Annotated in this window: 15 protein-coding genes; 11 read left to right on the plus strand and 4 right to left on the minus strand. The window is 44.2% G+C overall.

Annotated elements, in window-relative coordinates:
• Positions 1–644, plus strand: a 644-nt coding sequence (locus SWH54_14750; protein MDY6792519.1) for a FlgO family outer membrane protein, incomplete at its 5' end; no start/stop codon positions are given.
• Between the two features lie 25 nt (positions 645–669).
• Here SWH54_14750 and SWH54_14755 read toward each other — a convergent pair.
• Positions 670–1,497: an undecaprenyl-diphosphate phosphatase gene (locus SWH54_14755; protein MDY6792520.1), complete on the minus strand. Its 828-nt coding sequence runs from the start codon at positions 1,495–1,497 to the stop codon at positions 670–672.
• A 309-nt stretch (positions 1,498–1,806) separates the two neighbouring features.
• Here SWH54_14755 and SWH54_14760 point away from each other — a divergent pair, with 309 nt between their 5' ends.
• On the plus strand, positions 1,807–2,649 hold the full coding sequence (locus SWH54_14760; protein ID MDY6792521.1) for an MBL fold metallo-hydrolase: 843 nt from the start codon (positions 1,807–1,809) through the stop codon (positions 2,647–2,649).
• 68 nt (positions 2,650–2,717) lie between these two features.
• Positions 2,718–3,803, plus strand: a complete 1,086-nt coding sequence (locus SWH54_14765) for a branched-chain amino acid ABC transporter substrate-binding protein (GenBank protein ID MDY6792522.1) — start codon at positions 2,718–2,720, stop codon at positions 3,801–3,803.
• Positions 3,804–3,918: 115 nt separating this feature from the next.
• Here SWH54_14765 and SWH54_14770 read toward each other — a convergent pair whose 3' ends face one another.
• Together SWH54_14770 and SWH54_14775 are read right to left on the minus strand one after the other, a co-directional pair.
• Positions 3,919–5,220 carry a thiamine pyrophosphate-dependent enzyme gene (locus tag SWH54_14770; protein MDY6792523.1) on the minus strand — a complete coding sequence of 434 codons (1,302 nt, stop codon included), beginning with the start codon at positions 5,218–5,220 and terminating at the stop codon, positions 3,919–3,921.
• A complete protein-coding gene (locus SWH54_14775) occupies positions 5,201–6,334 on the minus strand; it encodes a transketolase C-terminal domain-containing protein (protein MDY6792524.1) in 1,134 nt (377 codons plus the stop codon). Before SWH54_14775 ends, SWH54_14770 begins: the two co-directional genes overlap by 20 nt.
• Positions 6,335–6,553: 219 nt before the next feature.
• On the opposite strand from SWH54_14775, the gene SWH54_14780 reads away from it, so the two are divergent.
• From SWH54_14780 to SWH54_14790, 3 genes are all read left to right on the plus strand, one after another.
• The gene (locus tag SWH54_14780) at positions 6,554–7,972 is read left to right on the plus strand and encodes an amidohydrolase family protein (GenBank protein MDY6792525.1); all 1,419 of its coding nucleotides are present in this window, start codon (positions 6,554–6,556) and stop codon (positions 7,970–7,972) included.
• A gap of 360 nt (positions 7,973–8,332) precedes the next feature.
• Positions 8,333–9,319 (plus strand): pentapeptide repeat-containing protein, encoded by a 987-nt coding sequence (locus SWH54_14785; protein ID MDY6792526.1) that lies wholly within the window; start codon positions 8,333–8,335, stop codon positions 9,317–9,319.
• Positions 9,320–9,579: 260 nt separating this feature from the next.
• On the plus strand, positions 9,580–10,023 hold the full coding sequence (locus SWH54_14790; GenBank protein MDY6792527.1) for a DUF3795 domain-containing protein: 444 nt from the start codon (positions 9,580–9,582) through the stop codon (positions 10,021–10,023).
• Between the two features lie 122 nt (positions 10,024–10,145).
• On the opposite strand, the gene SWH54_14795 is transcribed toward SWH54_14790, so the two are convergent.
• Positions 10,146–10,295 (minus strand): hypothetical protein, encoded by a 150-nt coding sequence (locus SWH54_14795; protein ID MDY6792528.1) that lies wholly within the window; start codon positions 10,293–10,295, stop codon positions 10,146–10,148.
• A gap of 371 nt (positions 10,296–10,666) precedes the next feature.
• Between SWH54_14795 and SWH54_14800 the strand changes: the two genes are divergently transcribed.
• The 5 genes from SWH54_14800 (at position 10,667) to SWH54_14820 (ending at position 16,344) form a co-directional block, all read left to right on the plus strand.
• Positions 10,667–11,224: a NapC/NirT family cytochrome c gene (locus SWH54_14800; protein ID MDY6792529.1), complete on the plus strand. Its 558-nt coding sequence runs from the start codon at positions 10,667–10,669 to the stop codon at positions 11,222–11,224.
• A 28-nt stretch (positions 11,225–11,252) separates the two neighbouring features.
• Positions 11,253–12,635: a multiheme c-type cytochrome gene (locus SWH54_14805; GenBank protein ID MDY6792530.1), complete on the plus strand. Its 1,383-nt coding sequence runs from the start codon at positions 11,253–11,255 to the stop codon at positions 12,633–12,635.
• 368 nt (positions 12,636–13,003) lie between these two features.
• Positions 13,004–13,891, plus strand: coding sequence for a 1,4-dihydroxy-2-naphthoate octaprenyltransferase (gene menA / locus SWH54_14810; protein MDY6792531.1), 888 nt, complete (start codon positions 13,004–13,006; stop codon positions 13,889–13,891).
• Between the two features lie 26 nt (positions 13,892–13,917).
• Positions 13,918–14,514: a CPBP family intramembrane glutamic endopeptidase gene (locus tag SWH54_14815; GenBank protein ID MDY6792532.1), complete on the plus strand. Its 597-nt coding sequence runs from the start codon at positions 13,918–13,920 to the stop codon at positions 14,512–14,514.
• A 615-nt stretch (positions 14,515–15,129) separates the two neighbouring features.
• Positions 15,130–16,344, plus strand: coding sequence for a DNA cytosine methyltransferase (locus tag SWH54_14820; GenBank protein ID MDY6792533.1), 1,215 nt, complete (start codon positions 15,130–15,132; stop codon positions 16,342–16,344).
• The last annotated feature ends 113 nt before the right edge of the window (positions 16,345–16,457 follow it).

Below are 16,457 nucleotides of genomic sequence, written 5' to 3' on the forward strand. Positions count from 1 at the left end.
CTTGGATTTTGGTCACAGAATCAGCGCTGTTACCTTTAATCCAAAAGGAGCATTTTTTAAATACTCAGCATAGCTTTTGCCATTCTCCCCAGCTTAGCTGGGGGTTTAGCTCTGTAATTAGAACTCAGCCAAAAAAAGCAAAACAAAAACGGACTAAAAAAATTCAGACTCAGACGATACCGGAAACCACTAAACCTTCTACCGTTACCATTGCAGAGAAAGATAAATTTAAAATTGCGGTGATGGAATTTAAATCACTTAATCCGGGAGCGAAAAGTGCGTCTTTAGGTTCCATGATTGCTGAAATGTTCACCACCGAAGTGGTTAACAACAACTCATTTAAAATAGTGGAAAGAGAGCAGCTGAATAAAATATTGGGGGAGTTGCAAATAGGACAGAGCGGAGTCCTTGATACCACGGATGCTCAGAAATTAGGAAAGATTTTAGGGGCCGGTGCCATTATTACCGGATCTGTGATGAAACTGGGAGACAGTCTCCGTATTGATTCACGGATAATAGAAGTAGAGACCGGTATCATTGTCAGTGCGGAAAGAAGAATCTGTAAAGAAAACCTAACGGATATCAGCAGCAATATCGCTGATATGACGGCAGCATTGGCAAAGAAATTTTATAAACAGAAATGATTTAAAGAGAAAAACCAGCTGTTTTCTATAAAAAATTCCACATTAATGCGGTCGCGCCAACTATCCAGCAATAAGGTGCAAAATAATATAATTTACCCCTTTTTACAATTTTCAGAAGTAGTTTCAGGGATATATATCCTATCACGGCCGCCGAAACGGTTCCGGTAACAATCACTTTTATTGAAATTGAGGTGTGGCCGATGGATGAATCCATTCCAACTATCAGGGCGCCCAAAATAGCAGGAATAGATAAAAGAAATGAATAGCGTCCAGCAACCTCTCGATCGACTCCCATAAAAAGTGCCACCGAAATAGTTGACCCGGACCGTGATATGCCGGGAAGGATCGCCAAACCCTGTGTAAGACCAATCACCAGGGCATCTTTGGCAGTCACCCGGCCGATAGGTCTGCCGGTGGGGCTAGAATATCGAGTCACCCACAACAGCAAGCCTGTCACCATCAGCATGATGCCCACGATCCAGACTGCACCGAAGATCTGATCAGCCACCTGGTGAAATAAGATTCCCAACAGTGCGGTGGGAAGTGTACCCATCACAATTAAAGCGGTCATTCGTACCTGTTCATTTCTTGCATACAAAGGTTTATAACCGCCGGCGGCTTTTGCCAGGCCCGGTAAACGGATAAGCGTTATAGATATGGTTTTAATTTCATGGAAAAATACGATGCAAACAGCAATTAATGTTCCTACATGCAGGCTGATATCAAGTAGAAGTTCCGGTTCCTTGAACCCCAGCAGATTCTGGAATAATACCAGATGGCCGGAACTGCTGACCGGCAAAAATTCAGTCAACCCCTGAATAATGCCTAGAAATATGGCTTGTAACGGTTCCAATAAAACACCTATTTTGCTGTATGCCTTAATTCTTTATCAGTATATAACCGATTGCTTGGTTGGATGAGTCAATACCATCACTGCCTGCCCGACAGCAAGGAAAAATAAAAAAAAGAAAATTTGTGTTTGTGGTATGGTGCATGCAGAATGAATCTTGTTGACATAATTTGCTCATTCAAGATAGTTATGAGTATTATCTCATAAATGATTAATAACCAACCGTATAAAATGGGTTGGTGAGTTTTAGTCACAGAGTCCAATAAATGCGTGGTAAACGGGCGCTGACCTAATAAATTCAGGGAAATGCTTATGAAACTAAAAGTTTTGGTGGATAACCACACCATTATTGACAGATATTTTCTCGGTGAACCCGCGGTTTCTTATTTTATTGAAATAAACGGAACCCGGATTTTATTCGATACCGGATATTCCGACATTTTTATTACAAATGCGATCAAAATGGGGATTGACCTGCTTGATCTGGATTTGATTGTTCTGTCCCACGCCCACCTGGATCACACCTGGGGTCTTCAGCATCTTATTCAGTATTTTGCCGAAGCTAAATTTGAAAAAAAACCACATAAACGGCCTACCCTTATTGCCCACCCATCCATCTTTTTTTCTCGAACTTTTCAAAAATTGGGTGAAATCGGATGCCTGGTTTCCAAGGAAAAGGCCGGGGAATATTTCGATATCAAGCTCAGCCAGGAACCGGTCTGGCTGCATCCAAAACTGGTTTTTCTCGGCGAAATCGAACGAACACTGCCCTTTGAATCGAATAACCCCATTGGGAAAATTCATTCCCAAGAAGGAGAAAAGGACGATTTTGTGTTGGATGATTCGGCGCTTGTATTTCAATCTTCCAAAGGATTGGTGATCATCACCGGATGCGCCCATGCCGGTATTTGCAATACAGTGGAATATGCCATGAGGGTGTGTGGAGAGAAAAGGATAGTCGACATTATCGGTGGCTTTCATTTGCTTGACCCGCCGGAAGATCAACTGTCCGAGACTGTTCGATATTTCAAGAAATGGAACCCCTCCAAAGTCCATGCCTGCCATTGTACGGACCTTGATTCAAAGCTGGCTCTGTCCAGCGTGGTTCCACTGAAAGAGGTCGGCGTCGGTCTTGAGCTTTTATATCAAGATTAATACAACGAAAGGAGTAAAAAATGAAGAAAAAAACGTTTCAAAATTTTTGCATATGGTTGGGTGTTGGAATGCTGGTGTTTTCAATTTTTGCGCCAGCAGCCCATGCGGCTGATACCATAAAAATGGGTGTGGTAGGGGCTCACAGCGGCGATCTTGCTTCATATGGGATACCTACCGTTAAAGCCGCTGAGCTTGTCATCAAAAAGATCAATTCAACCGGAGGAATTCTGGGTAAAAAAATTGAGCTATTGGTGGAAGACGATCAGTGTAAAACCGAAATCGCAACCAACGCAGCGACTAAATTATTGACCAAGAGGGTCAATGTGGTGCTCGGTCATATCTGTAGCGGGCCATGCAAGGCGGCACTGGGAATTTATAAATCGGAAAATGTGATTGCCATGTCTCCGTCGGCTACCAATACCGAACTGACCAAAAGCGGTGAGTATCCGAATTTTTTCAGAACCATTGCCCCCGACGATGCCCAGGCAAAAACACAAATCGATTTTGCGCTCAATGTTTTAAAGGCAAAAAAGATCGCCATTGTACACGACAAAGGTGATTACGGCAAGGGATTGGCAGAATACGCCAAGGGTTTTCTTGAGAAAGACAGCAGGGCAAAACTCGTGCTTTATGAAGGCATCACTGCCGGGGCCGTCGATTACTCAGCCATAATTAACAAAGTGAAACGCTCAAAAGCCGATATTTTAATATACGGCGGTTTTCATCCGGAGGCCTCCAAGCTTGTCGGACTTATGCGTAAAAAACGAATGAAGACCATATTTCTTTCCGATGACGGGGTGAGAGACGATACATTCATCAAGATAGCCGGAAAATACGCCGAAGGTGTGTATGCCACCGGTCCCAAAGATACAAGCAAGAATAAAATGGCAATCGCAGCCATTGATGAACACAAAAAGGTTTACGGATCAGACCCCGGTGCATTTTTCCTTAACGCATATGCCGCTGCCACGGCGCTTATGGAAGCGATTAAAAAAGCCGGCTCCCTTGATTACGACGCCATTTCAAAGACTTTGCGTTCTGAATATTTTGCCACACCGCTGGGAAAAATAAGCTTTAACAAAAAAGGAGATGCGATCGGGGTTGGTTTTACCGTAGCTCAGGTACAAAATGGCGCTTACGTGGAGTTGAAATAAGCTTTTTCAAATATAAGATACCTTCAAATACGATACTGGTCGTAGCAGATCAGTATCGTAACCATAAATGAAAATTGAATAACCTTAAACAATAAAAGGCAGCTGGCATCGATTTCTACACGTTACCGGTTTCGACCCGGTCAATGAGATCCAGAGACGTACGTAAAGCCTGATCTTTGAACCGGACTTTCAAGGCGGATTGAAGCATTTCAAAACTGATAACCTTTCTTTGTTTTGCCAGGATTGCCAGGGATGCCAGTGCCCGGTCCTGGGATTTTATCCCCTGGGCCTTAAAATCTATATTCAATACCGTGGCCTTGCAGGAAGGAAGCTCTACTTGGGGAGCCTGAAGAATGAGGGTTTCTTCATCCAGGGTATTAAAGAAATCTTTGCGGCGATCCACCCCTTCCTGGCTTAAGGCCACGATCACATCCGGGTTCAAGATGCCGGTAAAGCCGATTTTTTCCGTGGACAGGACAAGCTCGCTGATGGAATGGCCCCTTAGCACAGTGATGGGATAGTCATTTTTTTGTGTGGCATTCAGTCCGGCAGACAGGCCTGCCAGGCATAAAATCTCTCCGGCGGTCACCACCCGTTGGCCTGCATTGCCAAGGATAATAACCTCCTGTCGTCCGGTATCCGGTGGAATGAGTGTCGACTCAATTTGTACAGGGGCCTTCACCGGGGTTGAGCTTTTGGCTACTTCGGTATAAGCTTGTCCATATTCTTTTCTAGCGTTTTCAGCAATCTCCCCTTTGGCTGGAGTTAGCTGGGATATCGATTGATCTATATCGTTTGGAGTCAGTTTGTTTCGCTTGGTGAAACGTCCCGGACAAATTCCCCATATATCAATCAGAGAAAAGCCGTTAAAGCGGATGGCCGTTTCAATTTGTTGCGATAGGTCTTTTTGATAACTGGAGCAGCGCGCGGCGTATGCGATTCCCGCTGAAGAGGCCACTTCACAGACATCCAGGGGGCGCTCCAGCCGGTTTAAAAATCCTGATCCAACCTGTGCTTCGGCCGGAGTGGTTGCAGAACACTGGCCCCCGGTCATGCCAAAATTAAAGTTATTTAAAACCAGTAAAGTCAAATCAAGATTCCGGCGGCAAGCAGCCAAAAGATGAGCACCGCCGATACCCATACCTCCGTCTCCCATGGTAACGATGACATTTAGCTCAGGTCGGGACAGTTTCAGCCCTGCGGCATAAGTCAGGGCACGGCCGTGAAGACCATGAAATGCGTGAGTATTAAAAAATGTATCAAAAAGTCCGGAGCAGCCGATATCACTGACCATAACGATCTGATTCCCCTGAAGGTTCATATTGGAAAATGCATGATCAAGGGCGTGGGCAACCCGCTCATGGGAACAACCCGGGCAAAAGACCGGAGGCCTGCCTTTATTTAACAGACTGGACATCAATAATTACCTCCTGTAACTGATCCGGATAAATCAGGCTGCCATCCATTTGTCCATAGAATTTGAGCTGTTTTTCCGGTAGAACGCGCTGAATTTCATGAACATACTGTCCAAGATTCATCTCTGCAACGACCACATGTTTATAATTTTTGGCTTTTTCCCGAATCAAATCTTCAGGGACCGGCCAGAGTGTCTTGAGAACAAGGTGAGATACCGGTGTGCCTTTCTGTTTGAGAGCCTCACAGGTTGCCCGGGCAGCGCGGCTGGTGACCCCATAGGTAATCAGCAGGGTGTCGGCATGTTCGTTAATGGTTTCTTCATAAAAAGAAAAAGAGTTTACCGTTGAAACCAGCTTTTGTTTCAACCGATGTTGATTCGCGGCGATCTCGTTGGAGTTGGTTGTAATATAACCATCCGAACCGTGGGTGGATGACGTCTGGCGTACCGTTACATCGCTGCCTATGGGAAGAAAGTCGGGTACCATTGCACCGTCAGTCACCTTAAAGGGAAGAAACGGTTTTTGCTTAATAGGAGACTTACGCTCTTTAATATCGGGTGTTATAATACTTTCAAGGTCAATACCCTCACGCGTCATGGCAATTTCCTTGTTAGACGCAATGAATACCGGGCAGCGGAATTCTTCAGCAAGATTAAACGCCTGCATGGTCAGCAAAAAGCAGTCTTTCACATCAACCGGGGCCAAAACAATGACAGGCAACCCGCCGCTGTTGCCCCAGCGCATAAAATGAATATCGCCGTCTGCTCCGCGGGTGGCTGAACCGGTGGAAGGCCCCAGTCTCTGGACATCGACAATAACTATCGGTATTTCACTTCCGACGGAGAAAGAAATTTGCTCGCTGTACAAGCTGATACCCGGTCCGGAAGTGGCTGTCATCGATTTATATCCGGTCATGGAAGCTCCGAGGCAATAGCCGATTGAAGCGATCTCATCCTCACCCTGAAGACATATTCCGCCTGAAGGGGGCAGCAGGTTAAGCATGGTATTAAAAATAGTGGTGGCCGGTGTAATCGGATAACCGGCAAAGAACCGGCAACCTGATTTCATCGCTCCCCAGGCAATTGCTTCATTTCCCTCTAAAAAAGATAACGCCATTTTATAACCTTTTTTGTTCAAACTGGAAAAATAAAAAAATAACGGCACGAAAAAGATAACTTCCTTTAGACAATAAAACAAAGAGTGTCAAAGGAAAAAATTCGGATAAACACCTTTGAAAAAGAAAATGATGGGCCAGGCAACAGGAGGCCACATTCATCGCAATATTGATTGCATCTTGCAGATTCAGACGGGTAATGATATTGAAAAGGAATGAATATGAACTTTAAATCTTTATGTTTAATGCTGGTGTTGGCTTTGTTGTTTATAAGCTGTTCCCAGGACCCAATTACTGCATTTCAAAATGTTAATCTTATCCCGATGACCGATGAAAAGATAGTCCAAAACCAAACTGTGTTGGTCAAAGGGAAAAGGATCGTTGAAATCGGTTTATCCGCTGAAATAACCATACCGCAAAATTCGAAAATTATTGACGGGTCTGGGTCATACCTGATGCCCGGCCTGGCTGATATGCACATGCACACCAGAGATGATTGGTTGAGTCCTGCGTGGCCGGTATCGCCATTTCATTTGTATCTTGCCAACGGTGTAACCACAATCCGGTGTTTCGGCCCGATGGGAAAATCTCCCAATTATATCCTGGTTTGGCGGGATGCAATCAACAAAGGGAAACTCAGCGGGCCCACTGTCATAACCTGTGGGCCCATACTCTATGGTCCGGTTAAAGAGCCTCAGAGAGCTGTTCGTGATCAGAAGGAGCAGGGTTATGATTTTGTCAAGCTCTATTCATTTCTGTCTAAGGATGAATTTCAGCAGGCAATGACTGCAGCAAAGAAACTCGATATGTACACTGTCGGCCATATACCATTTTCAGTGGGTTTGGATGGCATTCTATCAGAGGGCATGGATGAAATTGCCCATATTGAGGAGTTGGATTTTGAATTTATTGATTTCGACCGCACCGAGAAACGGGGACGGGTCGAATGGTTCCGCTATATTCTCCACACCGCTGATCAACAGTATAAAGCATTGTTCGGTTTTGATATGGAGAATATTGAGGAGGAATATGGAAAAATCATATCCGCTACCATCGATAAGCTTCGAACGACAAAAATTCCGGTTTGTACTACCCTGGTTGTAGGTGAGGGGATCGTTAAAAAGTTACATGAGACGGAAGCCTTCCTGACACGTCCGGAGAACAGGTATTTGCCCCGATGGTATCTGGATATGTTCCGCAGGGGAAAAGAAAAACATCAATTGATATTTAAAGGGTATGAGGATTTTGCGCCTTTTAAGTATAATCTGGAAAGACTGCTGCTGATAAAGTTGAAACAGGCGGGAATACCCCTGCTTCTATCTACCGATGCCAGCACCGGAGGGATGGGCATTGTCCCTGGTTTCTCCATCCACGATGAACTGCAAATTCTGATAAAAAATGGTTTTTCACCCTATGAAGCCATTGCTGCCGGTACGGTAAATGCTTCAAAAATCGTCCAGGCGATGACTGGAGTGCATGATTTTGGCACCATTGAAGTAGGTAAAAGGGCAGATCTGCTTTTGGTCCAAGAGAATCCTTTGGACAATGTCGCTAAAATTAAACATCTTCGTGGCGTGATGGCAGCGGGTCAGTGGTATTCAAAGGCAAAGCTGCAAAAAATGATCGCCCTGAAAAAATAGTTCAATGTTTAAAACGGAACACATGTATAACAACAACGACACATGTTGACAGATCCATATTTTTCAGCATCAAACAGCAAAACAGAGAAAAGACAAGATTAATGCTTGACTCGCCTTGTATGAAAAAATAAAAATAACAAACTGACCTGGGAACCGGATCAAATGGTATATCCGGTAAATAAAAAGGTGTGTTTGACAAAATGACGCAATATTCATACTGACATAAATTTTGTATTGCAGTGTTGGGTCGGGTTATGATATCGGCAAAAACTCATTGGCTTTTATAAGATATTTACTTATAGTCGGCTTCGATATATTTATCAGAGTCAAAATAAACCTCAGCATCAGAGAGCAGCATAAATGGCAGAACAATTCTACTTAAAATTACTAAATAAAAACAGTGTCAAAACCTGGAACAAATGGAGAGAAAAAAATCCAAGCATACAAGCCGATCTTAGTCAGGCGAACCTTAGCCAGACCAACCTGATCGCGGCCAACCTGAGTCAGGTGAACCTGCTCGCGGCTGATCTTAGCCAGGCCAACTTGAGCCAGGCCAACCTGATTAAGACCAACCTGATCGTTGCCGACCTGAAAGAGGCCAATCTGAGAAGCGCCAATCTAAGAGAGGCCGACCTGAGAGAGGCCAATCTGAGAAGGGCTAATCTGAGCGGAGCCGACCTTAGAGGGGCTAATCTGACTGGGGCGAACTTGAACGGGGCCGACCTTAGAGCAACCGACTTGATGGGAGCCAACTTAAGTCACACCAATCTCTGTGGTTGTGACATATCGAGGGCCAATATAACCGGTATTAATCATCATAAATGGAATATTAAAGAAGTTGAATGCACTCAGCTTATTTGGAATGATAAGTTATTTAACTATAGCAAATCCGATGATTTTGAAAAGTTATTTGCAGAAATAAAGAATTCAGTGGAAATGAGCTTAGATATGCCATTATCAGATCTGGCTTACTATACTGGAATCATTATTGAACAGGCAATCAACCGAAAGTATGGGGAAGGCTCTTTGCGTTTAAAGGGGCAATTTGCGATTTCCGACAATACGACTAAGCTTGAATTCATTAGTTCTTCAGCATCAGATATCTTCAGTCAGATTAAAAACCAGGTATCCAACTTACAAAACCAATTAAAACCCGTTATAGAACAAACCAAATCGGCGAGCGAGCATCAAAACCCCTTTGGACTTAAATCTGTCATTGGCATTCCATTTAGCTGCGGGAATCTGGTGACAAGGCCAAAAGACTTAGACCAGGTGCTGAGCAAGCGTTATGCACAATGCCACCCTTTACTGCAAAACATTATCTATACAATCCTGTTACATATTTGATAAGATAGTTATAAAAAGAAATCATTTTTTTCAAAACTTTCCAATCCGTAATCTGAATGTGAATGAACGTCCGCCGTTAAATTTTCATATTTTACCGACCTATCTATCACAAGTCCGAGGGAAGTTGTGTCTAATTCTGTTTCATTAAGATTCGTTTCTTTTGGCAAATTTTAAGAGAACCAAGCTTTCTGCATATAACACCAAAGCAGACCTTCAGGCAGATTTAAACTGCTTCAATAAATAAAAATAAGGAGAAAAAAATGAACACGGAATTATTAGCCCCCTGCGGCATGTATTGCGGCGTTTGCGGGGTGTATATGGCCGGCCGAGACAACAATCAAAAACTAAAAGAAAAATTGGCCAAGGCGTATGGGGTGACTCTCGAACAAATAGCCTGCCAAGGCTGTTTATCAAACAAAAAGTTTGTGTACTGCCGGACATGTGGTATTCGAGCGTGTATCATGGAAAAAAATTATGAGGGCTGCCATCAATGTGAGGAGTTTCCCTGTCATTTAATTGATGATTTTCCTGTCCCGGTTGGGAAAAAAGTCATACTCCGCTCTGTTCCTGCCAGAAAGAAGTTGGGCACTGAAAAGTGGGTGGAACAAGAGGAAAATCGCTACAGATGCCCCCATTGCAGCGGCCCGCTCTTTCGCGGCGCCAGACGCTGTGGGAGTTGCAAGGAGTTAGTCGAGGTAGAGTAACAGGTCAATGAAAATAAAAGTCGTTTTTCTTGGTTTCTTAAATAAGAGCTGGCTTCAGGAAGTATTATGGTTGAGTCATGGAATCATGTTTGACATGGGTATGAGTATATGGCAAAGCCATCTTAGTTGAATGCGTCTAAATCTTCATTTTTCCATTCATCATTATCTTTTCCCATTCTTAAAAGTTCCATTTCATCCTCGGTAAATTCTTCTTCCATACCTCCGGTCAGGTCCATATCCTCCCAATCAAACGCATCAAAAATATCATCCATTTCTATTTCTCCTTTAAATTCTATGTTAAAGTTAATGAAAAACTCGCGGAAAGATAGGATGTCTGTTTTCATTGTCAAGGGGTAACAAAAAAATATTCCTAAAAATGAGATGTTCCTTTGATTTGTGCATACCGGTTGGTATCTTTCACTTGACATTCCTTAAATAGTATTTTACTCATACCTATACTTGAGTTTAAATTCGTATTCATATCTTTAAAATCCATACTGTTTTTATAACTCCTCTCATTCTATTACCAAGATTACTCTTACTGAAGAATTTTTTTAGCGGAACCACTGGCCTCTGTATTCGATATTAATTCAGGCAGATAGATTCTTTTTTGGTTGATTAACCACAAAATACAGGAGAAGCCATGAAAAAGTATATCATTGCCGGCATCCTTATTGTTGTCGGTATCATCGTTGCATTTCCTCTTTTCAGTATCGGCTACTACACCATGGTCAGGACATCCACCCCGGAATTTTGCGCCTCCTGTCATGAAATTCAGTATGCCTATAACACCTGGAAAACATCCACTCATGTCAACAATGCACATGGATTTGTGGCGGATTGCATGGATTGTCACCTGCCTGCCCCACACCATACGTTTAATTTCTTTTACGCCAAAACGGCCCATGGCATTAAAGATATCTTTGTCCATTTTACTCAGGATATGAGCAAATACGATCACGCGCTTCAAAAAGAAAAGGCCTATGCGTATTTTACCAACGATCAATGTCAGAAGTGTCACCGGAATATTCTATACATTCCCAACAAGAGGGGAGCCATGCTGGCTCACCGGTCTGTGGTTTATGCCAGAGAAGGATTTGAAAAAAAGTGCGTGGACTGTCACAGAAATTTGGTGCACAACCCGAAACAGGGTTACGCTTATAAGCAATATCAGAATTCATATCGGGGAGTGGGATTATAACGTAAACACTTAAAAAAGGAGGTTAGCGATGATTCGAAAATGTGGGCTTTGGTTGTTGCCGGCTGTACTGATTATCGGCTTTGCCCTGGCAATCAACAGCATGGCTCAGAATGTTCCAAAAGCAAAAGAATTTCGAATCGAAAGGAGCATGCCCAAAGAAGCCATTGCCTGTATTGAGTGCCATAAACGGGAACATCCGGGGCTGTTTGCCGATTGGGCCCGCAGCCGACATGCGAGTGCAAACATTACATGTTACGACTGCCACAAGGCGGAAAAATTTGATCCGGATGTCAGCCAGGAGCATTACAAGCAGTACAAGCGTTCGGATCAGCCATATGGCACCGGTGAATATAAAGTGCCTGTGGCAGCGGTTGTCACTCCCAAAGACTGTTCGAGGTGCCACCCGGATGAAGCCAAGCAGTACGGCCGGAGCAAGCATGCCAACACAATGGAAATCATATGGAAGATCGATCCCTGGCTGAACAAGGGGATGAACAGCGATTTTGAGCGTGCAACCGGGTGTTATCATTGCCACGGTACGATTTTGAAGCAAAAGGATGGAAAGCTGGATGCTGAAACCTGGCCCAATGTGGGTGTGGGCAGAATCAACCTGGACGGCAGCAAGGGCAGTTGTACAAGTTGTCATACCCGGCACATGTTTTCGGTCATGGAAGCACGAAAACCGGAGGCATGCGGTCAATGCCATTTAGGACCGGATCATCCCCAGATTGAAATTTATATGGAGTCTAAACATGGCGACATTTACACGGCGCATGGCGATGATTACAACTGGACAGCCGCACCCGGCACCTGGTCGCCCGGGGTGGATTTTCGGGGACCGACCTGCGCATCCTGCCATATGTCGGGGGCGGGAACGACGTTGACGACGCATGATGTCACCGAAAGGCTCTCGTGGGAGATACAGGCACCGCTCACCATCAGGCCTTCTGAGTTTAAACCCTTCCCGGCAAAAACCAACTGGCAGGTGGAACGGGACAAGATGAAGGTGGTCTGCACCCAGTGCCATGGCAAAACATGGGTGGACGATCATTATATCAAACTTGACAAAGTGGTTCAGGAATACAACGATGTCTACTTCAAACCGGCAAAAGCCATGCTCGATGATCTATATGCCAAAGGCCTTCTGGATAAAACCAGATTTTTCGATGAGCGACTGGAAGTGGAATATTACGAGCTCTGGCATCACGAGGGCCGGAGAGCCAGAATGGGTGCCGCAATGATGGCTCCGGATTATTCCTGGTGGCACGGTTTTTACGAGTGTAAAAAGCGTTACAGCAATTACATGGAAGAAGCTCGGCATCTGATTAAGCATAACCAGAAAGCTTACAAAGCAGAGGATTTTCCCAACGCCACAGGAAATACCACCAAACCCAAAGAGGTATTTCCTTAAGAGCAGCTGCAAATTGATACTTTCCTTAGAAAAAACCCCCGCACTCTGTTTATCATTGGGGCGGGGGTTTTTATTTTTCTGATTCATTGCCAATATGATAAGAATCTGATATTTTTGGCTTTTCTATATTTTAGTGGAAGAAGATCACTCGAACCCCTGAATCCTTGGCCCCTAGAATCCTCTTGAACCACAATGACTCACTTGAATATTATTCACTTAGCCTGCCTTAATTGGCTATAACCAATCTGAGGATGATCCATATTTTTAAAGCCGCAAATCTCCTTCGGCCTGGCTTTTTTCCCCTTGACATGGCCGGTAGCAAAATCTATGTTTGCCTTTATTTTAAAAAAGCTTTTCAAGGGTTTATTATGCACATTTATCGTAATTGGTTTCTGGCCAGTCGGCCGTGGTCCTTTAGTATGACCGCCATTTCCGTGAGCGTCGGCGGCGCTCTGGCTGCCATATATGGTGTTTTTTCCTGGTTTTTATATCTGGCAACCCTGGTCGGTGCCATACTGTTGCATGCCGCCACCAACCTGATCAATGATTACTATGATGTGAAAAGCGGTGTGGATACCAGAAAAGCCGCCACCGCCCAGTATAGACCCCATCCTTTGGTGGAAGGAAAGCTGAAGGCTGGACACGTTCTCACAGTTGCCGGTATACTTTATACGCTGTCCGCCCTAACTGGAATTTATCTGGCGACAACCCGGGGCTGGGAGCTTCTTTGGATCGGTGTGATCGGAGTATTTGCCAGCCTGGCCTATACCGCGCCACCGCTGAAATACAAATACAGCGCCCTGGGTGAAATCTCAGTCTTTTTAATGTGGGGACCGTTGATGGTGGCCGGCTCATTTTTTGTGCAGCGCCAGGAATTCAGCCTGAATGCCTTCTGGATTTCGCTTCCTTTCGGTGTTCTGGTCGCTTTGGTGTTGCTTGCCAATAATATTAGAGACATCGCCCATGACCGCAGTAAAGGCATTTTAACCCTGGCGATTATCCTCGGACAGCACAAGGGCATCCTGTTGTACGGAGCCTTTGTGGTGGTGGCTTACCTGGGGATAATACTGATGTCCATTTTCGGACCGCTTTACCTGTGGTCGCTGATCGTCCTGGCTTCTTTCCCTCTGGCCTTGCGCCTGTTGAGGCAAATGAAAGCACATGTGCCGGCAGATGCGGATGCCCGCACTGCACAGCTGGACACGGCCTTCGGCGTGCTGCTGGTGGTCTCTCTGGTTCTGGCCGGCGTGTTTTGAATCGCCCTGATTTTAGGCTGTTGCCGTTGGCAGGAACGGTGCTACTGGCAGCGGTTTTGTGGTTTGTTACCTTTTATCTGACCTGGGCCAGTTTCTGGATAAAAATTTCCCTTTCTGCCGCCGCACTGGCGATATTATCCCTTCTCTTGCAACCCAGCCCCAAAAGGCGCATTAGAATTGATGTCCGGGCCGTTATCCTCGGCCTTGTTTCGGCTGCCATCCTCTATCTTATCTTTTGGACAGGCAAGGCTGTTGCGTCGGTGATATTGCCCTTTTCCGTAGAACAGATCGGCGGTATTTACCATAAAGGAGCAGGAACACCGATGTGGGTGATTGCCCTGCTGCTATTTTTGGTGACCGGTCCGAGTGAAGAATTGTACTGGCGGGGGTACCTGCAAAAAAACCTGATGCTGCGTTTCGGTCAATGGCAGGGCTGGCTGCTGGCCACTGCTGTTTATGCAGGTGTTCATATCTGGTCGTTTAATTTTATGCTCATTGGAGCGGCTGCTGTGGCCGGTGCATTCTGGGGCGCCATGTACTGGCGCCTGAAAAACCTTGGCCCGGTAGTCATTTCCCATTCAGTTTGGAGTGTAGTTATATTCGCCGTTTTTCCGATGCATTAGCTCTTTTTGATCCCAGGGGTGATATGAATAATTCGGATCGGTTAGATTGTTGCGGTCGCTATCATGATTGGTATGATTTGTTTCAATAAGCTATGTTTTTGTTGAAGGTTCTTTAAAACATCAAAATCATCAAGAGTGACATATTTGTAATCAGGGAATTATAATTTTAATAGTGTGGTTTTGTCGAATCTTCGTGGCCCAGGAATGAGACAGCTTTTTTGGTTTTTAATTCTATCCATCTTTTAAACATAGTTATAAAATAGCATGCCTTTTTTGAAGGTCGAGTTATAATATAGGCTGCGTTGAATTAAATTGTTGGACCAAATGAGCCATTCGGGAAATGAAATGGCGGGTCAGGTAAAGGGACGTTACATCCATAAGAACATAAATTACATATTGCAGATTCGAGCCAGGTTATGATATTAACAAGATGTCATTTTCCGAATGGGTATGGGATGATATTGCAATAGTGATGATATACATATCAACGTAATCAATTATTACGTTTAAAAAAAAGTTCCGCTCCAAAAAATAATTACAGAGATGAATATTTTGCCAGAAATAGTATGATCCCAAATCATAAAGAAAAGACCTAAGCATCAAGGGGTTTTGAGAATGTATCAATTTAAAAATACATTAAAAATAGACAAAGAATTCATCCTGAAAGAAGATGAGGCAACCTATTCTTATCGTTGTTACGGGAAATTGCTTAAAAACCAAAGGCGTTACCGCCTCATAGATCTATTTTCAGGAGCAGGGGGTATGTCTTTGGGCTTTTCAGAAGTTTTAGGGCAACCCTTTCAGTCGGTTTGGGCCAATGATTTTAATCAATTCTGCGTCGACACATACAATGAAAATTTTGGTCCACATTGCGTTGCTGGCGACATTGTAGAGATATTAGAAAAAAAGCAAATTGAAATTCCTCAAGCTGATGTAGTGATAGGTGGCCCCCCGTGTCAAGGTTTCAGCCTCCTAAACAAAAATCGTGGAAATGATCCACGAAAGAAATTATGGCGTCCTTTTCTAGAAGTAGTAGAAAAGTGTGGCGCATCGGTTTTTGTCATGGAAAACGTTCCTCAGTTAATTGGCACCTTTGAACATGGAGAAATCGTTGGTTCGGCTGAATCACTTGGATTCAAAATTTGGCAAGACAAATTAATAGCCGCCGACTACGGTGTTCCACAAACTCGTACTAGGGCTTTTATTATCGGTTGTAAATTTGCTGACCCATCCGTTTTGTTCCCTCCGCGTAAGACACATTTTAATTCCAATGAAAATGGTAAACAACTATCCCTTCCTTTCAATAGAGAGGAATATTTATCTATGCCACCGAAATGGAAAACCGTAAGAGATGCTATCGGCGACTTACCACCTCCGGAAGGAACTAAAATTAGAAATGTTACGCCACCGCTTGACTTGCACTTTGGGAGGAATCCAACCCAACTTAGTCGGAAAAGATATAGAGCAATTCCACGAGAAGGAATGAATCGTTTTGACTTACAACGGATTGCTCCGGAGCTAACGCCGAAATGTTGGATCAGAAAAAAATCAGGTGGTACTGACTTGTTCGGCAGGCTTTGGTGGGATAGACCTTCGGTTACGATACGTACTGAGTTTTTCAAGCCGGAAAAAGGGCGCTATTTGCACCCGGAACAACACCGACCAATTACCCACAGGGAAGCTGCACGCTTCCAAAGTTTTCCCGACAGTTTCCGTTTTATAGGCTCAAAAATAGAAATAGCCAAACAAATCGGTAATGCCGTGCCGCCTCTCTTAGCTGCACGTGTAGCAGATGTTGTTAGGTTATTGCTTGACCAAAAACATCATTAGTGTCCGGTTAAGAATCGAATAAATTCAGCTGGATATGGCCACTAGTAATTTTATTTTTGTAATCAATTGGCGTAATGGCCTGTGAAATAAGCCTTTGTTCAAAAACAGTTATA

The sequence above is a fragment of the Thermodesulfobacteriota bacterium genome, from assembly GCA_034189135.1.
In the GTDB taxonomy this organism is placed as follows: domain Bacteria; phylum Desulfobacterota; class Desulfobacteria; order Desulfobacterales; family JAUWMJ01; genus JAUWMJ01.

Bases quoted from the DNA above. Each gene is read 5' to 3' on its own strand.
- SWH54_14770 (MDY6792523.1), bottom strand. From the start codon at position 5,220: ATGTCCAGTCTGTTAAATAAAGGCAGGCCTCCGGTCTTTTGCCCGGGT.
- menA (MDY6792531.1), top strand. From the start codon at position 13,004: ATGCACATTTATCGTAATTGGTTTCTGGCCAGTCGGCCGTGGTCCTTT.
- SWH54_14760 (MDY6792521.1), top strand. From the start codon at position 1,807: ATGAAACTAAAAGTTTTGGTGGATAACCACACCATTATTGACAGATAT.
- SWH54_14820 (MDY6792533.1), top strand. From the start codon at position 15,130: ATGTATCAATTTAAAAATACATTAAAAATAGACAAAGAATTCATCCTG.
- SWH54_14795 (MDY6792528.1), bottom strand. From the start codon at position 10,295: ATGGATGATATTTTTGATGCGTTTGATTGGGAGGATATGGACCTGACC.
- SWH54_14765 (MDY6792522.1), top strand. From the start codon at position 2,718: ATGCTGGTGTTTTCAATTTTTGCGCCAGCAGCCCATGCGGCTGATACC.
- SWH54_14780 (MDY6792525.1), top strand. From the start codon at position 6,554: ATGAACTTTAAATCTTTATGTTTAATGCTGGTGTTGGCTTTGTTGTTT.
- SWH54_14805 (MDY6792530.1), top strand. From the start codon at position 11,253: ATGATTCGAAAATGTGGGCTTTGGTTGTTGCCGGCTGTACTGATTATC.
- SWH54_14800 (MDY6792529.1), top strand. From the start codon at position 10,667: ATGAAAAAGTATATCATTGCCGGCATCCTTATTGTTGTCGGTATCATC.
- SWH54_14775 (MDY6792524.1), bottom strand. From the start codon at position 6,334: ATGGCGTTATCTTTTTTAGAGGGAAATGAAGCAATTGCCTGGGGAGCG.
- SWH54_14790 (MDY6792527.1), top strand. From the start codon at position 9,580: ATGAACACGGAATTATTAGCCCCCTGCGGCATGTATTGCGGCGTTTGC.
- SWH54_14785 (MDY6792526.1), top strand. From the start codon at position 8,333: ATGGCAGAACAATTCTACTTAAAATTACTAAATAAAAACAGTGTCAAA.